Annotated in this window: 14 protein-coding genes; 5 read left to right on the top strand and 9 right to left on the bottom strand. The window is 62.4% G+C overall.

Annotated features, from left to right (window positions below; all coding sequences use genetic code 11):
* Window positions 1-449 precede the first annotated feature (449 nt).
* A complete protein-coding gene (truB, locus tag CAER_RS0112730; RefSeq protein WP_027235706.1) occupies window positions 450-1,361 on the bottom strand; it encodes a tRNA pseudouridine(55) synthase TruB in 912 nt (303 codons plus the stop codon).
* 153 nt (window positions 1,362-1,514) lie between these two features.
* Between truB and CAER_RS0112735 the strand changes: the two genes are divergently transcribed.
* Window positions 1,515-2,168: an RluA family pseudouridine synthase gene (locus CAER_RS0112735; RefSeq protein WP_027235707.1), complete on the top strand. Its 654-nt coding sequence runs from the start codon at window positions 1,515-1,517 to the stop codon at window positions 2,166-2,168.
* A 12-nt stretch (window positions 2,169-2,180) separates the two neighbouring features.
* Here the strand turns inward: CAER_RS0112735 and CAER_RS0112740 are convergent, their stop codons facing one another.
* Entirely contained in the window at window positions 2,181-2,711 is a 531-nt protein-coding gene (locus CAER_RS0112740) for a helix-turn-helix domain-containing protein (RefSeq protein ID WP_245597362.1), read from the bottom strand.
* 129 nt (window positions 2,712-2,840) lie between these two features.
* Between CAER_RS0112740 and CAER_RS0112745 the strand changes: the two genes are divergently transcribed.
* Both CAER_RS0112745 and CAER_RS0112750 read left to right on the top strand, forming a co-directional pair.
* A complete protein-coding gene (locus CAER_RS0112745) occupies window positions 2,841-3,554 on the top strand; it encodes an AzlC family ABC transporter permease (protein ID WP_027235709.1) in 714 nt (237 codons plus the stop codon).
* A complete protein-coding gene (locus CAER_RS0112750; protein ID WP_027235710.1) occupies window positions 3,547-3,840 on the top strand; it encodes an AzlD family protein in 294 nt (97 codons plus the stop codon). Before CAER_RS0112745 ends, CAER_RS0112750 begins: the two co-directional genes overlap by 8 nt.
* Before the next feature lie 188 nt (window positions 3,841-4,028).
* Here the strand turns inward: CAER_RS0112750 and CAER_RS0112755 are convergent, their stop codons facing one another.
* Complete coding sequence (locus tag CAER_RS0112755; RefSeq protein ID WP_027235711.1) at window positions 4,029-5,468, bottom strand: aldehyde dehydrogenase family protein; 1,440 nt, start codon at window positions 5,466-5,468, stop codon at window positions 4,029-4,031.
* Window positions 5,469-5,784: 316 nt separating this feature from the next.
* Between CAER_RS0112755 and CAER_RS0112760 the strand changes: the two genes are divergently transcribed.
* Together CAER_RS0112760 and CAER_RS0112765 are read left to right on the top strand one after the other, a co-directional pair.
* Window positions 5,785-6,435 carry a peroxiredoxin gene (locus CAER_RS0112760; RefSeq protein WP_027235712.1) on the top strand — a complete coding sequence of 217 codons (651 nt, stop codon included), beginning with the start codon at window positions 5,785-5,787 and terminating at the stop codon, window positions 6,433-6,435.
* Between the two features lie 129 nt (window positions 6,436-6,564).
* A complete protein-coding gene (locus CAER_RS0112765) occupies window positions 6,565-7,992 on the top strand; it encodes a mannose-1-phosphate guanylyltransferase/mannose-6-phosphate isomerase (protein ID WP_027235713.1) in 1,428 nt (475 codons plus the stop codon).
* Here CAER_RS0112765 and CAER_RS28000 read toward each other — a convergent pair.
* From CAER_RS28000 to lspA, 6 genes are all read right to left on the bottom strand, one after another.
* Window positions 7,968-9,263 carry a glycosyltransferase family 4 protein gene (locus CAER_RS28000; protein WP_051357778.1) on the bottom strand — a complete coding sequence of 432 codons (1,296 nt, stop codon included), beginning with the start codon at window positions 9,261-9,263 and terminating at the stop codon, window positions 7,968-7,970. The genes CAER_RS0112765 and CAER_RS28000 overlap by 25 nt on opposite strands.
* A 197-nt stretch (window positions 9,264-9,460) precedes the next feature.
* Entirely contained in the window at window positions 9,461-11,596 is a 2,136-nt protein-coding gene (pnp, locus tag CAER_RS0112775) for a polyribonucleotide nucleotidyltransferase (protein WP_027235714.1), read from the bottom strand.
* Between the two features lie 267 nt (window positions 11,597-11,863).
* Window positions 11,864-13,183 (bottom strand): M16 family metallopeptidase, encoded by a 1,320-nt coding sequence (locus CAER_RS0112780; RefSeq protein ID WP_027235715.1) that lies wholly within the window; start codon window positions 13,181-13,183, stop codon window positions 11,864-11,866.
* A complete protein-coding gene (locus tag CAER_RS0112785) occupies window positions 13,180-14,523 on the bottom strand; it encodes a M16 family metallopeptidase (protein ID WP_027235716.1) in 1,344 nt (447 codons plus the stop codon). Before CAER_RS0112785 ends, CAER_RS0112780 begins: the two co-directional genes overlap by 4 nt.
* A gap of 166 nt (window positions 14,524-14,689) precedes the next feature.
* Window positions 14,690-15,211 (bottom strand): DUF3035 domain-containing protein, encoded by a 522-nt coding sequence (locus tag CAER_RS0112790; protein WP_027235717.1) that lies wholly within the window; start codon window positions 15,209-15,211, stop codon window positions 14,690-14,692.
* A gap of 55 nt (window positions 15,212-15,266) precedes the next feature.
* Entirely contained in the window at window positions 15,267-15,749 is a 483-nt protein-coding gene (lspA, locus tag CAER_RS0112795) for a signal peptidase II (protein WP_027235718.1), read from the bottom strand.
* Window positions 15,750-15,753 lie beyond the last annotated feature (4 nt).

Here is a 15,753-nt window from a genome sequence, read left to right on the forward strand (position 1 = left end):
AACTAGTTCGTTTCCTCGCCCTCTCCGGGTTAGTCGGCGCTATAAGCCACGATGGCTGGAATTCGGATACAGGCGACCAGGAGGGCCGAAGGTTGCGGAGCCGGACCAGGATGATCCCAACCTGCCGCCAAGCGGGGTCGAAGCAACGGAGAGACGCTTCTTGAAGGCAGCCTCCCGCATGGTCCCAGCTATGACCTTCGCTGCCGTGTCCGAGTGGTCGAGACAGAGAACGGCAGCTCAAGTGTTCAGGCCGGCGGACGCGAATTGCTGATCCTGGAAGGACAATCCGGCCTGGGGACCATCTCCCTTAGCACAGCGTCAGAGTTCGATGAAACTTGGTACAGTGTGGATGGGAATGAGGCTGACCCCGGCAGCCTGCATGTCCGGCTTGAGGTGTACCACTATTATTCCGGCAGATACTATCAAGCCTGTGCCGGAATTCAGCAGGATCACTCCGGCTGCACGAAAACCCGGCTCGGATGCAGCTCGCCCGATTTGTAGATGCCCACGGCGACCGCCTTGCCTTCAAGGGAGGCCCAGGCTTCGTCGCCATATTCCACGTCTGCGGCCATTACCATGCCCGGATTGCCATTGCGGAGCCGCACAGCCCCCTGCGGCGTGCACTTCAGTTCGGGCAGGTCGGCCAGGCCTTCCTCCAGCGGCCGCAGGTACTGATCGAGCTCAGGCGATTTCGCCAGTTCGTCAATGAGCTCCAGTGAGATGCCGTCTTCGGCATCAAACGGGCCTGACCAGATCCGCCGCAGTTCCTTGACGTGGCCATGGCAGCCCAGAGCCGCGCCCAGGTCGCGGGCAATTGAGCGCACATAGCCGCCCTTGCCGCAGGTCATTTCCAGCACCACATGGTCTTCGTCAGGGCGGTCCAGCATTATCAGCTCTTCCACCCACAGCGGACGGGCCGCAATCTCCACATCCTCGCCATCGCGGGCAAGCTTGTAGGCGCGCTGGCCGTCGATCTTAACGGCGGAGAACTTGGGTGGCACCTGCATGATCTCGCCCAGAAAAGGCAGCAGCGCCTCCTTGATCTGCTCGTCGGTGGGGCGGGCATCGCTTTCGGCGATCACTTCGCCCTCAGCGTCATCGGTGTTGGTCGCCAGGCCCAGCCGCACCGTGAAAGTATAGGCCTTCAACGCATCGGTGATATAGGGAACGGTCTTGGTCGCCTCGCCCAGCGCCACGGCAAGAACACCGGTTGCTTCGGGGTCCAGGGTGCCCGCATGGCCGGCCTTCTTGGCGTCCAGCGCCCAGCGCACCTTGTTCACAACCGCCGTCGAGGTCAGGCCCGCGGGCTTGTCCACCACCAGCCAGCCGGAAATATCGCGCCCTTTGCGTTTGCGTGCCATGCATCGCCCCCCATGTGTCAGTGAGGCGCGCCGGTTACCGGATCGCCGGGACAGTGTCAATTTAGCAAATGGCAGGCCTCAAAGGAAAGCACCGGGGCCAGCGGAACCCGGCCATGCTTGCCCCGGACCGCCTGTGGCGCTAGGCAGGCGCCCATGGCCGTATCAAGCGATTACACCCCGCCGCAGGACCCGCTGGAGATCCTCCACCACGACGCCGAGCTGCTGGCAGTGAACAAGCCCGCGGGCCTGCTATCGGTGCCAGGACGCGGTGAGCACCTGGCCGACTGCCTGATCAGCCGCGTTCAGGCGGTGTTCCCCGAGGCGCTGCTGGTGCACCGGCTGGACCGGGACACCTCCGGCGTGATGGTGTTCGGCCTCAGCCCCCACGCGCAGCGGCACCTGTCGATGCAGTTCGAAAAGCGTACCGCAAAAAAGGCCTATGTGGCGCGGGTCGATGGCAGGCTGGAGCCGCGGAGCGGCACAGTGGACCTGCCGCTGATCGTCGACTGGCCGAACCGGCCGAAACAGATGGTCTGCCATGAGACCGGCAAGCCGGCTGTCACCGGCTGGCGGGTGATGAAATACGAGGAAGGCGCCACACGGGTGCGGCTGACGCCCAAGACCGGGCGTTCGCATCAGCTGCGGGTGCACATGCTCTCTCTGGGCCACCCGATCCTGGGCGACCCGCTTTATGCCAGCGGCGCGGCGCTGGACCACCCGCGGCTGATGCTGCACTCCGAGGAGCTGCGGATCAAACACCCCGACAGCGGCGAGTCGCTGAAGTTCCGGGTGAAACCGGACTTCTGACTCCGCCGCAGGTCACGGCGCCTCCATCACCATGATAAACAGTGTATCCGCGTGCAGCGCCTCATAGCTGTGCAGCCGGTCGCCGGGGTAGGTGTAGTAATCGCCGGGCTGCAGGCTCTCCTCCTGTCCGTCCGGCCCTGCCCGCATCTGCCCGGAGCAGACCAGCATATGCTCCACCGTGCCGCGCGGATGCGGCTGGGCGCGGCGGACCTGTCCCGGCTGCATCACAACCCGGTAGACATCACGGCGCACATTCGGCGGGCAGCGCGACAGCAGGACAGCGGTGAAATCCGATTGCTCCGATTCCAGCGGTTCCCCCTCCCCTCCCCGGATCAGGGTGGTGGCGGGCGCTTGGGTTTCAAACAACAGGCTCAGCGGGACATCGAGCGCAGCAGCCAGCGCCCAAAGCGTCTCTACGCTGGGATTCCCGTTGCCTGCCTCCAGCTGCGACAGGGTCGATTTGGCAATTCCCGCCTGCGCGGCAAGCGCTGACAGCGACTTGCCTGCACGGTTGCGCTCGCGCTGGATGGCTGCTGCGATCATCTGATTGGGCGCTGACATGTTCTGTATTTCATCCTTTCGTTCGCCTTGACGAACAAACGCAGCGTTCGATATAGAAGTCTCGCGTTCGGTATAGCTGAACTACAGACCCGCTTCCAGAGGAGCCGTCTAATGACCCTGCAAGAAATAACCCGCAGCAGTCCCGCCCGGAGCCAGTTGACCGCCGGTCTTCGGGACATCCTGCCCCTGGCAGTTGGGGTAGGTGTCTACGGACTGGCGTTTGGCCTGCTTGCTGCGCAGGCGCAAATGGACGGACTTCAGACCGGGGTGATGGGCACTATCGTCTTCGCCGGCTCCTCGCAGATCATCGCTGTGGAACGGCTGGTTGCGGGGGCAGGCGCCGGGGCGGCGCTGCTGGCCGGGCTGGCGCTGAACCTGCGACTGCTGCTGATCACTGCCTCGCTGCGGGATGAATTCGCCGGACGCCCCTGGTGGCAGGTGGTGCTCGGGGTTCACCTGGCGACGGATGAGAACTGGGCGCTGATGCACGCGATGCGCGCCCGCGGCCGCCGCACCGGCTATTGGTATCTGGTGGGCGGCGGCCTGGGGCTGGTGGCGGTCTGGGTGCTGGCCACGGTGGCGGGAGCCAGTTTTGCCACGGCGGTGCCGGAGCCCAAAGCGTTGGGCATGGATTTTGCCTTCACTGCCGCCTTTATCGCCATCCTGCGCTCGTTGTGGAGCGGCAGCGCGATGCTGCTGCCTTGGATCGGATCCATCGCCGTTGTTCTGCTGGCGGGCCTGCTGACCCCGCTCGATCCCACTTGGACCCTGATACTGGGCGGCCTTAGCGGCGCCGCGATTGCCGGAGTGCTGGGCAGTGACTGAAACCTGGCTCCTGATATTCGCCCTCGCAGCCGCAACCTTCACTGTACGGCTCTCTGGCTACCTGCTGGGCCGGCGGGTGCCGGAACACGGCCCTTGGGCGCGTGGCCTGCAGGCCTTGCCGGGCTGCCTTATCCTTTCACTGGTCACCTATCTGTTGATGCAGGGCGGACCGCTGGAGTGGGCAGCGGGCGCTGCCTCGCTGACCATAGCATTAGCAACCCGCAGCCTTCCCCTGGCCATGGCCGGGGGAATCGCCGCAATCTGCCTGCTTAGAGCGTACTTCTGATCCCCTGCGCCGCCAGCGCTTTTCTGCCCCTTGCCCGGACGCAGCACGGGCCACGCCCAAGCCGGCGGGCGCCCGGCGCAGCCGGGGGCATGCGGGCGCGGGAGCACACCCGCACGGGACGGGGGCGATGCTGGAAAAAAGAAAGCCGCCCCGGAAGGCGGCTCTCCGTTCGTTCCAAAACAGGGGGCTTATTCAGCTGCCCAGCCGCCGACGGCTTTCACTTCCAGGAAATCTTCGATCCCCCATTTGCCGCCCTCCCGTCCCTGGCCGGACTGCTTCATGCCGCCAAAGGGCGATCCGGCGGAGCGCGACTTGCCGTTCATTTCCACCATGCCGGAGCGCAGCGCGCGGGCCATGCGGTTGGCGCGGGCGCCATCCTGGGTCTGCACATAGTTGGTAAGGCCATAGGGTGTGTCGTTGGCAATCTCTATCGCCTCTTCTTCGGTCTCGAACGGCAGGATCGACAGCACCGGTCCAAAGATCTCTTCACGCGCGATGGTCATCTGGTTGTTCACATCGGCAAAGACCGTGGGCTTCACATAATAACCCTTGTTCAGCCCGTCCGGACGCCCTGTGCCGCCCGCCACCAGTTTGGCGCCTTCATCGATGCCCTTCTGGATCAGGTCCTGGATCTTGTTCCACTGCAGCTCATTCACCACCGGGCCGATGTGGCGGCCTTCCTTATCGGCGGGACCGACTTCGACCTTTGCCGCCACTTCCGCAGCCTCGGACACCACGCGGTCATAGATGCCCTTCTGCACCAGCATCCGGCTGGGCGCGTTGCAACTCTGGCCGGTGTTCTGCATCATGTGCAGCACGCCGCGCTTCACTGCCTTCTCGTCGGCATCCTCAAAGATCACATTGGCGCCTTTGCCGCCCAGCTCCAGATGCACTTTCTTCAGGGTCTGAGCCGCGTTCTGCGAAATTGCGATACCTGCGCGGGTGGAGCCGGTGAAGGACACCATGTCCACGTCCGGGTGCCCGGTAAGCTGCGCACCAACACCGGTCCCGTCGCCGTTCACCAGGTTGAAGACGCCTGCGGGGAAGCCAGCCTCGTCCATCAGTTCAGCAAAGATCATCGCGTTCAGCGGGCTTTGCTCGGACGGCTTCAGCACCATTGTGCAGCCGGCAACCGCCGCTGCGCCCACTTTGAGGGTGATTTGGTTCATCGGCCAGTTCCACGGTGTGATCAGCGCACAGACGCCGACGGGCTCATGGATAATCCGGTCGTTCGGGGCGTTTTCGTTCAGCGGCGCGTCGAACTTGAACTCCTTGGCCGCGGCGATGAAGTTGCGCAGGTGCCAGCTGCCGGCACCAACCTGCGACGTGCGCGACAGGTTGATCGGCGCGCCCATTTCCATCGACATTGCCTGGGCCAGGTCCTCAGCCCGGGATTCATAGATTGCGACCAGCTTTTCGACCAGCGCGATGCGCTCTTCCACCGGGGTGTCCATCCAGCCCGGAAAGGCAGCCTTGGCCGCCGCAACCGCAGCGTTGGTGTCAGCCTCTGAGCCCAGCGAGATGACAGCGCAGGGTTCCTCGGTCGAGGGGTTGATCACCTCGAAGTCATTCGGCTCAGCAGGGGATACCCACTGGCCATTGATGTAAAAGTCGCGTTTCTCGATCATGCGGGATCTCCCAATTCAGACGTTTTCTCCCAACCGTCTGGCCGGTTTGGCGGCCACTGTGTCACTCGGCCAGCAGGGGGGCAAGGGGCTTCGGCTGCGTAATTTGATCAAATTTCAGCCAGTGCTGTCAACGCACCTGACGCAGCGCCCGCAAATCCTTGCCACGCAAGGCAATTGGAGAATTCTCGTGGCATCCCGGGCCAAGCGCTGTAACGTAGCGGCGGAGCCCCCAGGTTGCACTTGGGGCGACTCGGGCTGCCCGACGGCAGCCGGACGCAACAATCAGACACGACACCCTGACTAGGAGGACACTGCAATGGGTTTGCGCATTAACGACGTGGTCCCGGATTTTACCGCTGAAACCGACCAGGGCACCATCAACTTCCATGACTGGATCGGCGACAGCTGGGCGATTCTGTTTTCGCACCCCAAGGACTTCACCCCGGTCTGCACCACTGAATTTTCGGCTGTCGCGCAGCTGAATGACGAATGGGCCAAGCGGAACACCAAGGTCATCGGCGTTTCCGTCGACAGCGCCGAGGATCACCGCAAGTGGAAGAAGGACATTGAGGAATACGGCAAGGCCAATCCCGGCTTCCCGATCATCGCGGATGACGGTTTGGCGGTGTCCAAGGCGTTCGACATGCTGCCGGCCGAAGCCTATCTGCCCGACGGCCGCACCCCGGCCGACAGCGCCACCGTGCGGTCCGTCTTCATCATCGGCCCGGACAAGCAGCTGAAGCTGAACATGACCTACCCGATGACCGTAGGCCGTAACTTTGCCGAAATCCTGCGCGCGCTGGACGGGCTGCAGATGACCGCCAAGGGCGTCGCCACGCCCGCCAACTGGGTGCCGGGCGAGGACGTGATCATCCCGCCGAGTGTCTCGGACGAAGAGGCCACCGCGAAATTCGGCGAGTACGAAACCATCTTCCCTTACCTTCGCAAGGTAAAGGCGCCGGAGTAATATCAGACACACGCAATTTGGGGACGGCATGGCAATCAGGCAGTGCCGTTCTCAGCCCGGCAGGCCGCGTTGAGCGTTTGTCTTCGGAGTTCCATTCGCTTATAGCGCATGAAAAAACAGGAGGTCCGAATGCAGATCACTCCAGTCTTGATGTGCGGCGGCTCGGGAACACGGCTGTGGCCGTTGTCACGCGAATCTTACCCCAAGCAGTTCACGTCTCTGAAAGGTGGAAAAACCCTGTTTCAGGAAAGCGTCGGGCGGCTGTCAGGCGACGGGTTCGCGGCGCCCATTGTGGTGACCAATTCGGATTTCCGGTTTGTCGTGACCGAACAGCTTCTGGGCGCAGGCATTGACCCGGGCGCCATCCTGATTGAGCCGGACCGGCGCAATACCGCGCCTGCCGTTCTGGCAGCAGCCTTGCACGCTTTTGCCGAGGACCCCGATACACTGCTGATCGTTGCCCCTTCTGATCATGTGATACCGGATGCAGACGCCTTCCGTGCTGCAATTCTGGCAGGAACAGAGCGAGCGCAGGCTGGCGATCTAGTGACCTTCGGCATTGTGCCATCGCACCCGGAAACCGGCTATGGTTACCTTCAGCTGGACGGAGAAGCCGAGCCTGGAAAGCCAGCACCGCTGAGCCGTTTTGTCGAAAAACCCGACGCCGCCGCCGCGGCCAAGATGCTGGCAGCCGGAAACTACCTTTGGAACGCCGGCATCTTCCTGTTCACCGCACGCGCGCTCATTGCCGCTTTTGAACAGCACGCTGCGCATTTGGTCGATCCAGTCCGCAAGTCCGTCGAAAACGCCAAGGCGGATCTCGGCTTTCTGCGCCTGGACCCGGCCTCCTGGTCCGCGGCGGAGGACATCTCGATCGACTATGCGATCATGGAAAAGGCCAAGAATATCTGTTCCGTGCCTTTCGAGGGAAAATGGTCAGATCTTGGAGATTGGAACGCCGTCTGGGCAGAGAGCGGCCCGGATTCGGACGGTGTCGCGACCAATGGCAACGCAGCGGCAATTGACTGCAAGGATGTGCTGCTCCGGTCTGAATCCGACGGCCAGCAGATTGTCGGCCTGGGACTGGACGGCATTGTGGCCATTGCCATGCCCGACGCTGTTCTTGTGGCGGACAAGTCCCGGACGCAGGACGTCAAGAAGGCCGTCGAACTGCTGAAATCGGAACAGGCGCCGCAAGCGGTGAAATTCCCGCGCGACCACCGCCCGTGGGGCTATTTCGACAGCCTGGCTACAGGGCGGCGGTTCCAGGTGAAACGGATCGTTGTCAAACCGGGCGCAGCGCTGTCGCTGCAAAGCCATTTCCACCGCTCAGAGCACTGGATCGTGGTGCAAGGCACCGCGCGCGTCACCATCGATGATACCCAGCAGCTGGTCGGGGAAAACCAGTCTGTCTATATCCCGCTGGGTGCCGTTCACCGGATGGAAAACCCCGGCAAGTTGGACATGGTGCTGATCGAGGTTCAGACCGGTTCCTACCTCGGCGAGGATGACATCATCCGTTACGAGGATGTCTACGCCCGCAGCGAAACCGACTGAGCACGGGCCGGTTCGGAATTGGCGGCAACATTGGCCAGCAAATCCTGGCCAAAGTCGCGCCACGTGCGAAGCTGATCACGGTTCGCCGCGATCTTCGCCCGCCATTCGGCGGCAAAGACTTCGTCCTGCACAAGGCGCTGAATATGCCCGGCCAGGGTTTCAGGGTCATCGACGCCGAAATACAGCCCCAGTTCGCCGCAAACTTCGTGCATGACCGGAATGTCCGCGCAAACCGCTGGGACACCCGCCCACAGCGCCTCGCCGGCGGGCAGCCCCCAGCCTTCGATGCGGGAGGGCAGGATCACCCCCTGGGAGGATTCGTACAGCCGCACCAGGTCGCTCTGGTTCGGGGTGTCCAGCTGCAGTACATGCGGCTTGACCAGCGCCATTTCCTCCTTGTCGAGGTAGTCCATCGTGCGGTGGCGCCGTTTGCCGGCCATGACCAGCAGCGGCGGCGTCCCGCCCCGCTTGGCGATCAGGTTCATCGCATTCAGAACCACATCAAGGTTCTTGCGGCCCAGCATCGTGCCGACCATCAGGAAATAGGGGCGCTCAGGGATGTCCACCGACTGCTCTTCATCTCCGGCGCGCAGCTCATGAACCAACGGCGCTACCGAGGTGCGCTTGAGCTCGGGCAGAATGCCCTGGCTGGCAAAATCCTTTGCATCATCGATGGTGAACTGCGAGTTGCCGATCACGTGATCCGCGTGCTCCAGCAGCCACTGGTTGTCGCCCAGGAAAGAACTGGAGAAGTCGGGGGCACCGCCGCGTTTGAAATCATGCAGAGGGATCATATCGTGAATCAGCACGTGAATTTCCACGTCCAGATTTTTCAGATGCTTGATCGGGTGAATGATCAGCTTGGGTCGTCCGCAGCTCACCCAGGCGCCGCCATCCAACGACACGATCGGGTTGTCAGCGCCGCTCAGCGCCCAGCGGGACCGCTCGATCAGGTCCACAACACCGAACACAAAAGGCGCTGCGTAGTGCAGAGCCTTCTTTTTCTTGCGATTGTGGATCCGGCGCATGAAAAAAGGCTTGCCGGAATTCGGCACATTCAGGTCAATCCCGCCCTCGGCGGTATCGTCATACTTTGGGAAAATCTCAAAAAACGCGTCATGCCCCTGGGAATACGCAACAAACCGGGTGCCGTTGTTGGCCCGGAAGGCCTCTTTGGCGCCTTCCGCGACGACCTTGGCAATGCCGTAATACGTCTTGAACCCGTGGGACAGATACAGCAGCTCGGTCAAATCGTAAAAGAGCGGACGCATGGGATCTCCAGCTGAGTTTTTAAGCAGCCCGGCCATCGCTCCCGTCGGCTTCACGACAAGCGGAGCAGCGTAAGAACCGGAAAGCGCAGTGCGTTGTGCGCAGGGTCCGGGCACCTGCCGCCAGCGGCAGCGGGGCGGGTCAGAGCAGACGGGTTCCGGCCTTGCAGCCGGAACCCGTCCGGAAACTGTTGCAGGCCTTAGCCTTCGGCAGCTTCCTCTTTCTTGATCTCTTCGCCGGTTTCCTGGTCGACAACCTTCATCGACAGGCGGACCTTGCCGCGGTCATCAAAGCCCAGCAGCTTGACCTTCACTTCCTGGCCTTCCTTCAGAACGTCCGACGGATGGTTCAGGCGGCGGTTCTCGATCTGGGAAACGTGCACCAGGCCGTCGCGTTTGCCGAAGAAGTTCACGAAGGCGCCGAAGTCGACGATCTTCACGACCTTGCCGGTGTAGACTTGGCCTTCTTCCGGCTCTGCCACGATCGAATAGATCATGTCATAGGCCTTTTTGATGGCCTCACCATTCGGGCTGGCGATCTTGATCACGCCATCGTCGTTGATGTCGACCTTGGCGCCGGACACTTCGACGATCTCGCGGATCACCTTGCCGCCGGAGCCGATCACTTCGCGGATCTTGTCGGTCGGGATCTGCATGGTCTCGATGCGCGGAGCGTGGACCGAGAACTCGGACGCTTCGGTCAGAGCCTTCGCCATTTCACCCAGAATGTGGATACGGCCGTCCTTGGCTTGCGCCAGGGCTTTCTCCATGATCTCTGGGGTGATGCCGGCGACCTTGATGTCCATCTGCAGCGAGGTGATGCCGTTTTCGGTACCCGCCACTTTGAAATCCATGTCGCCCAGGTGATCTTCGTCGCCCAGGATGTCGGACAGAATCGCGTAGGAGCCGTCGTCTTCCAGGATCAGGCCCATCGCAACACCGGCAACCGGTGCTTTCAGCGGAACACCTGCGTCCATCATCGACAGCGAGCCGCCGCAGACCGATGCCATCGAGGACGAACCGTTCGATTCGGTGATCTCGGAGACAACGCGGATAGTGTAGGGGAAGTCGGTTGCCGCGGGCAGAACCGCCTGCAGCGCACGCCAAGCCAGCTTGCCGTGACCGATTTCGCGGCGGCCCGGAGGGCCCACGCGGCCAACTTCGCCAACCGAATAGGGCGGGAAGTTGTAATGCAGCAGGAAGTTGGATTTGAAGTTGCCGTGCAGCGCGTCGATGAACTGCTCGTCGTCGCCGGTGCCCAGCGTGGTCACAACCAGGCCCTGGGTTTCACCGCGGGTGAACAGAGCAGAACCGTGGGTCCGCGGCAGCAGGCCGGTTTCGGACACGATGTCCCGGATCTCGTCGGTTTTGCGGCCGTCGATACGCTTGCCGGTCTTGACCACGTCACCGCGCAGGATGCCGGCTTCCAGCTTCTTCAGCGCGGAACCCAAGTTGGCATCTTCCAGCTGTTCTTCGGTCAAAGCAGCCTTGATGGTCTCGCGGGCTGCGGCAACAGCTGCGGTACGCTCCTGCTTGTCGCTGATCGCAAATGCGGCGCGCATCTCGGTTTCGCCAGCGGCCTTCACGGCTTCATACAGCTCGGAGTAATCCGGCGGGGTGAAGTCGAACGGCTCGTTCGCGGCTTCTTCGGCCAGCGAGATGATCAGGTCGATCACCGGCTGGATCTGCTCGTGGGCAAACTTCACTGCGCCCAGCATTTCTGCTTCGGACAGTTCGTAAGCTTCCGATTCCACCATCATCACGGCGTCTTTGGTGCCGGCAACAACCAGGTCCAGACGCTGATCGGGGTTCAGGCGCAGGTCCTGCATGTCATCGACGGTCGGGTTCAGGACGTACTCGCCACCCTCGAAACCAACGCGGCAGCCTGCAATCGGGCCCATGAAGGGCGCGCCAGACAGGGTCAGTGCAGCCGAAGCCGCGATCATTGCAACCATGTCCGGATCGTTGACCAGATCGTGGCTCAGCACGGTGCACATCACCAGCACTTCGTTTTTGAAGCCGGGAACGAACAGCGGGCGGATCGGACGGTCGATCAGACGCGCGGTCAGGGTTTCTTTTTCGGTCGGGCGCGCTTCGCGCTTAAAGAAGCCGCCAGGCACCTTGCCCGCAGCATAGTATTTTTCCTGGTAGTGCACGGTCAGCGGGAAGAAGTCCTGGCCGGGCTTCTGCTGACGGGCAAAGGTCACGTTGGCCATGACCGAGGTTTCGCCCAGGGTGGCAATCACAGAGCCATCAGCCTGGCGGGCAACCTTGCCGGTTTCCAGTGTGAGCGTTTCTTCGCCCCACTGCATCGATTTCTTCGTAACGTTAAACATCTAGCGTATCCTAAAAGGGAGCACTCCCGGCCCTCCGGGTCTCCCGTTTGCGTGGCGGCCCCATTGCCGCCGGCCCCACCTATCTTTCTTTCGCGTGCCGGGGCCCGGGCACATCGTCTCAGATAGGCCCGCCCATACATGAGTTGGCGGCAAATTGAAAGGGAAAGCAGTGGAGGCCAGCCGCGATGGGCGGCAGTGCGCCTTGCGAACAAGCCACGGCGGCCCCGCAAAGCAGACGGGCGGGGGCACACCCCGCCCGGCAAAATATCAATTCGTGGTTTCCAGGCCTTCGGGGCGGCCGGCAATAACGAATTGCAGTCCCTCAGGGTCCAGGAACTCCGCTGCAAAGCGATTCACAGCTTCCAGGGTGACGGCGTTGATCCGGTCGTTGCGGGTTTCCGCATAGCTGATCGGCAGGTGATCCATCTGCATCCCCGCCAGGATCGAGGCGATGCGGCTGTTGCCGTCAAACCGCAGCGGATAAGCACCGGTCAGATAGGTCTGAGCGTCCTTCAGCTCTTTTTCTGTCACACCGTCTTCGGCCATGCGGCGCCATTCATTGCGGATCACCTCGACCGCTTCGGCCATCTTACCATTGGCGGACGCAACCGATCCCATATAGACCGCCGCCAGATCCCTCGGCACCAGGTAGGAATAGACCCCATAGGTCAGTCCGCGCTTTTCCCGCACTTCGGTCATCAGGCGGGTTTCAAAAGATCCGCCGCCCAGAATCTGGTTCATCACATAAGCCGTGAAAAAATCCGGATCTTCGCGCTTAATGCCCTTCTGCCCGAACAGAGCAACCGACTGCGGCGTCTCGAAATCCACGACGGTGACACCGCCCTCTATGGAAACCTCTGCCGGGCCGGGGATCGGCGCCCCTTCCGGAGGCAGCGCCCCAAGCAGATCATCCAGCAGCCTGCCCAATTCCTCGGCAGTTATGTCGCCCACCGCGCTGACATAGAGCCTGTCGCGGGCAAACACCGCCTCGTAAGCGTCGAAGATGTCCTGGCGGCTCAGCGCGGAAACGGTTTCCAGCGTGCCCTTGCCGTCGCTGCCATACGGGTGATCGCCAAAAGCCAGTTTGGAAAACACCTCACCAGCGATTTTGTTGGGGTTCTTGGCATCAGAGCGCAAGCCCGCCAGCACCTGCGCCCTCACCCGGTCCAGCGCATCCTGGTCAAATCGCGGCTCAAACAGGGTCTGGCGCAGCAGTGCCATCGCCTCGTCCCGGTTTTCAGTCAGGAAGCGGGCGGAAATGGAAACTGCATCCTTGTCCGCGTCATAGGAGAACTCCGCTGCTAGCGATTCCACTGCTCGGGCGTAATCCTGGGCGCGCAGATCGCCGGAGCCCTCCTCCAGCAGCCCGGTCATCAGGTAGACCGCACCGCGCTTGCCTGGCACATCCAATGAGGTGCCGCCGCGAAAGCGCAGCTCCAGAGCCGAGAAGGGAATGCTGTGGTCTTCCACCAGCCAGGCCTTGATCCCGCCGGGAGAGGTGACTTCCTCGATCTTGATGCCTGCCCAAGCGGGCAGGGCCAGGAAGCAGGCCACCAGTGCCGCAGCGAAATATTTCAGCGGGGTCATTGGGTTACCTCTTCGTCGCGCGTCATCCAACCGGTGACAGATGTTTCGGGCCGCAGAACCTCCTTGGCGGCGGCGATGATCTCATCCGCCGTGACCGATTGCAGGATCTTCGGCCAATCCTGCACATCCTGCACAGTCAGCCCGATGCTCAGCGCCTGGCCATAGCGGTTGGCAATGCCGTTCACGTTGTCGCGGTCATAGATTTCCGCCGCCCGCAGTTGCAGTTTGATCCGCTCCAGCTGAGCTTCATCAACACCGTCCTCCAGAAAGCGGGCGATTGTGGCATCCAATGCCGCCTCCGCGTCGTGCATGCTGACGCCCTCGGCCGGAACGATCAGAAAGGTAAAGGACGTGTCGTCCAATGTACTGCCCGAATAGAAGGCGCCGGTGTAAACGGCAACCTGCTGGTCGAATTGCAGCGCATTGGCCAAGTAGGAGGTGTTGCCGCCGCCCAGAAGCTCTGCCAGCAGATACAGGGCTGCAGCTTTCTGCTGGGCGCCGCTGTCGCGCTCTGGCGCCAGATAGGACCGCTGCACGTAGGGCTGCGCGACGCGGGGATCCTCGAATGTCAGCCGGCGGGCCGCGGTCTGCGGCGGCTCCTGGCTGCGGAAGCGCTCCGGCAGGTCCGGATTGGCCGGGATTACGCCGTAATACTTCTCGGCAAGCGCCTTCACTTCTTCGGGCTGCACATCACCGGAGACGACCAGGATGGCATTGTTGGGCGCGTAATAGGTTTGATAGAAGGACAGCGCGTCCTCCATATCCAGGCTTTCCATCTCGTGCCGCCAGCCGATCACCGGCTGGCCGTAACGGTGATTGAGGTATTGCACGGCCTGCAGCTGCTCGCGGAACAGGGCGACCGGGTCATTGTCGGTGCGCTGGTTGCGCTCTTCCAGGATCACCTCGCGCTCGGTGGCGATATCCTCCTCGCTGAGGCGGAGATTGGTCATCCGGTCGCTTTCCATCTGCATCATCAGCTCCAGCCGGTCGGCGGCGACGCGCTGGAAATAGGCCGTGTAGTCATAGCTGGTGAAAGCGTTATCCTGGCCGCCGTTTGCGCGCACAGTGGCCGACAGCTCTCCGGGGGCGAGCTTGTCGGTGCCCTTGAACAGCAGGTGCTCCAGAAAATGGGCGACTCCGGACTGGCCCGGCGGCTCATCTGCAGAACCGGCCCGGTACCAGACCATCTGCTGCACCACCGGTGCACGGTGGTCCTCGATCACGACAACGTCCATGCCGTTGTCCAGGGTGAACGCGGTCACCGCGTCGTCCCCGGCCCGCAGGGGGCCGGACAAAACGGTAATCAGCGCCGCGGCGGCCAATGTGATCCTGTGGATCATCTGGCGTCCTCCAATTCTTGCGCCCCTGCCCTTGCCCGGCAGGGAGCAGTTACTGCTCTGTTGTTTATTGCAGCCACAATTCACGGCCCGTTGCCAGCAGAAAGGCTGCTGTCAACCTACGCGGCGGCTGGCGTCTTGCAAGACCGGCTGGCAGAAAAGTGAGCGCTCAGGACTCTTCTTCAGGCGGCGAAGACGGTGTCGCCGCTCCCGCCCTGCGGAACTGGTCGCTGACGGCAAACGGGTCGATGCTTTGCTTGCGGTACAGCTGCTCGTAGCGGTCCACCGGCACGATCTTGATCCGCCCAAGGTGGCGGTTGCGGTGACGAAACTTCGCGTCTTCCTTGGCCAGGGTGTCACGCACTCCGGGCTCAACACCATAGCGGCTGGAGGCTGTGACCAGCGCGGCATCGCCAGACGGCACGCCGCTGACGGCAACGAGATCCCCCGGTTTGCCGCCCAGGGCAGCCACCGCTTCGGCCTGCGGATTAACATCGGTCAGATTAGCTCCCCCAGGGGTCGGCGCCGGCAGGCTGCTGAAATTGTCCGGCGTGCTCAGCGGCTTGGTGGGCAGGACCAGGAATTCATCCGGGCCGGTGCCCGGCTTCTGAAGAACGCGCAGCCCCTTCTGCGCGCAGCCGGACACTGCCAGCGCGCCAGCCAGAACCATAACTCCGAACGGGATCCGCATTGCCCCAAACTCCTGCCTGTTTCCTGGCGCTTTTAGCGTATTTGCCCGGCAAGGTCTACGCAGGCTTTTTGCGGCGCCCGTCAAAGAAGATCAGCCCGGCAGCACCGGCGAAGATAAAGATGTCGGCCACGTTGAAAACGAAAGGATTCTGGATGCCGCAGCAGGATGTGTTCAGGAAGTCCAGCACAAAGCCATAAAGCAGCCGGTCCGCGACATTGCCCAGCGCGCCGCCGATCACCAGCCCGGCGGAAAGCTGCATGCCACGGGACTTGTCCTGACCGCGGCAGACCCACACCGCCAGGATCACGCAGATCACGGCTGACAGGCTGATCAGAATCCAGCGCGCTGCTTCATCCCCGCCGCCGAAAAGGCCAAAGTTGATGCCGGTGTTCTCGCCGTAGCGGAAATTGAGGAACGGCGGCAGCACGTCGATCCGGTGGCGCTGGTCCAGCCCCATCCAGTGGATCACAAAGTACTTGCTGGCTTGGTCCGCCAGGAACGAAAGGGCTGCGCCCCAGATCATCCAACGTGCTGCCATGTCT

The sequence above is a fragment of the Leisingera caerulea DSM 24564 genome (assembly GCF_000473325.1).
In the GTDB taxonomy this organism is placed as follows: domain Bacteria; phylum Pseudomonadota; class Alphaproteobacteria; order Rhodobacterales; family Rhodobacteraceae; genus Leisingera; species Leisingera caerulea.

Bases quoted from the DNA above. Each gene is read 5' to 3' on its own strand.
- truB (WP_027235706.1), bottom strand. From the start codon at position 1,361: ATGGCACGCAAACGCAAAGGGCGCGATATTTCCGGCTGGCTGGTGGTG.
- CAER_RS0112735 (WP_027235707.1), top strand. From the start codon at position 1,515: ATGGCCGTATCAAGCGATTACACCCCGCCGCAGGACCCGCTGGAGATC.
- CAER_RS0112740 (WP_245597362.1), bottom strand. From the start codon at position 2,711: ATGATCGCAGCAGCCATCCAGCGCGAGCGCAACCGTGCAGGCAAGTCG.
- CAER_RS0112745 (WP_027235709.1), top strand. From the start codon at position 2,841: ATGACCCTGCAAGAAATAACCCGCAGCAGTCCCGCCCGGAGCCAGTTG.
- CAER_RS0112755 (WP_027235711.1), bottom strand. From the start codon at position 5,468: ATGATCGAGAAACGCGACTTTTACATCAATGGCCAGTGGGTATCCCCT.
- CAER_RS0112760 (WP_027235712.1), top strand. From the start codon at position 5,785: ATGGGTTTGCGCATTAACGACGTGGTCCCGGATTTTACCGCTGAAACC.
- CAER_RS0112765 (WP_027235713.1), top strand. From the start codon at position 6,565: ATGCAGATCACTCCAGTCTTGATGTGCGGCGGCTCGGGAACACGGCTG.
- CAER_RS28000 (WP_051357778.1), bottom strand. From the start codon at position 9,263: ATGCGTCCGCTCTTTTACGATTTGACCGAGCTGCTGTATCTGTCCCAC.
- pnp (WP_027235714.1), bottom strand. From the start codon at position 11,596: ATGTTTAACGTTACGAAGAAATCGATGCAGTGGGGCGAAGAAACGCTC.
- CAER_RS0112780 (WP_027235715.1), bottom strand. From the start codon at position 13,183: ATGACCCCGCTGAAATATTTCGCTGCGGCACTGGTGGCCTGCTTCCTG.
- CAER_RS0112785 (WP_027235716.1), bottom strand. From the start codon at position 14,523: ATGATCCACAGGATCACATTGGCCGCCGCGGCGCTGATTACCGTTTTG.
- CAER_RS0112790 (WP_027235717.1), bottom strand. From the start codon at position 15,211: ATGCGGATCCCGTTCGGAGTTATGGTTCTGGCTGGCGCGCTGGCAGTG.
- lspA (WP_027235718.1), bottom strand. From the start codon at position 15,749: ATGGCAGCACGTTGGATGATCTGGGGCGCAGCCCTTTCGTTCCTGGCG.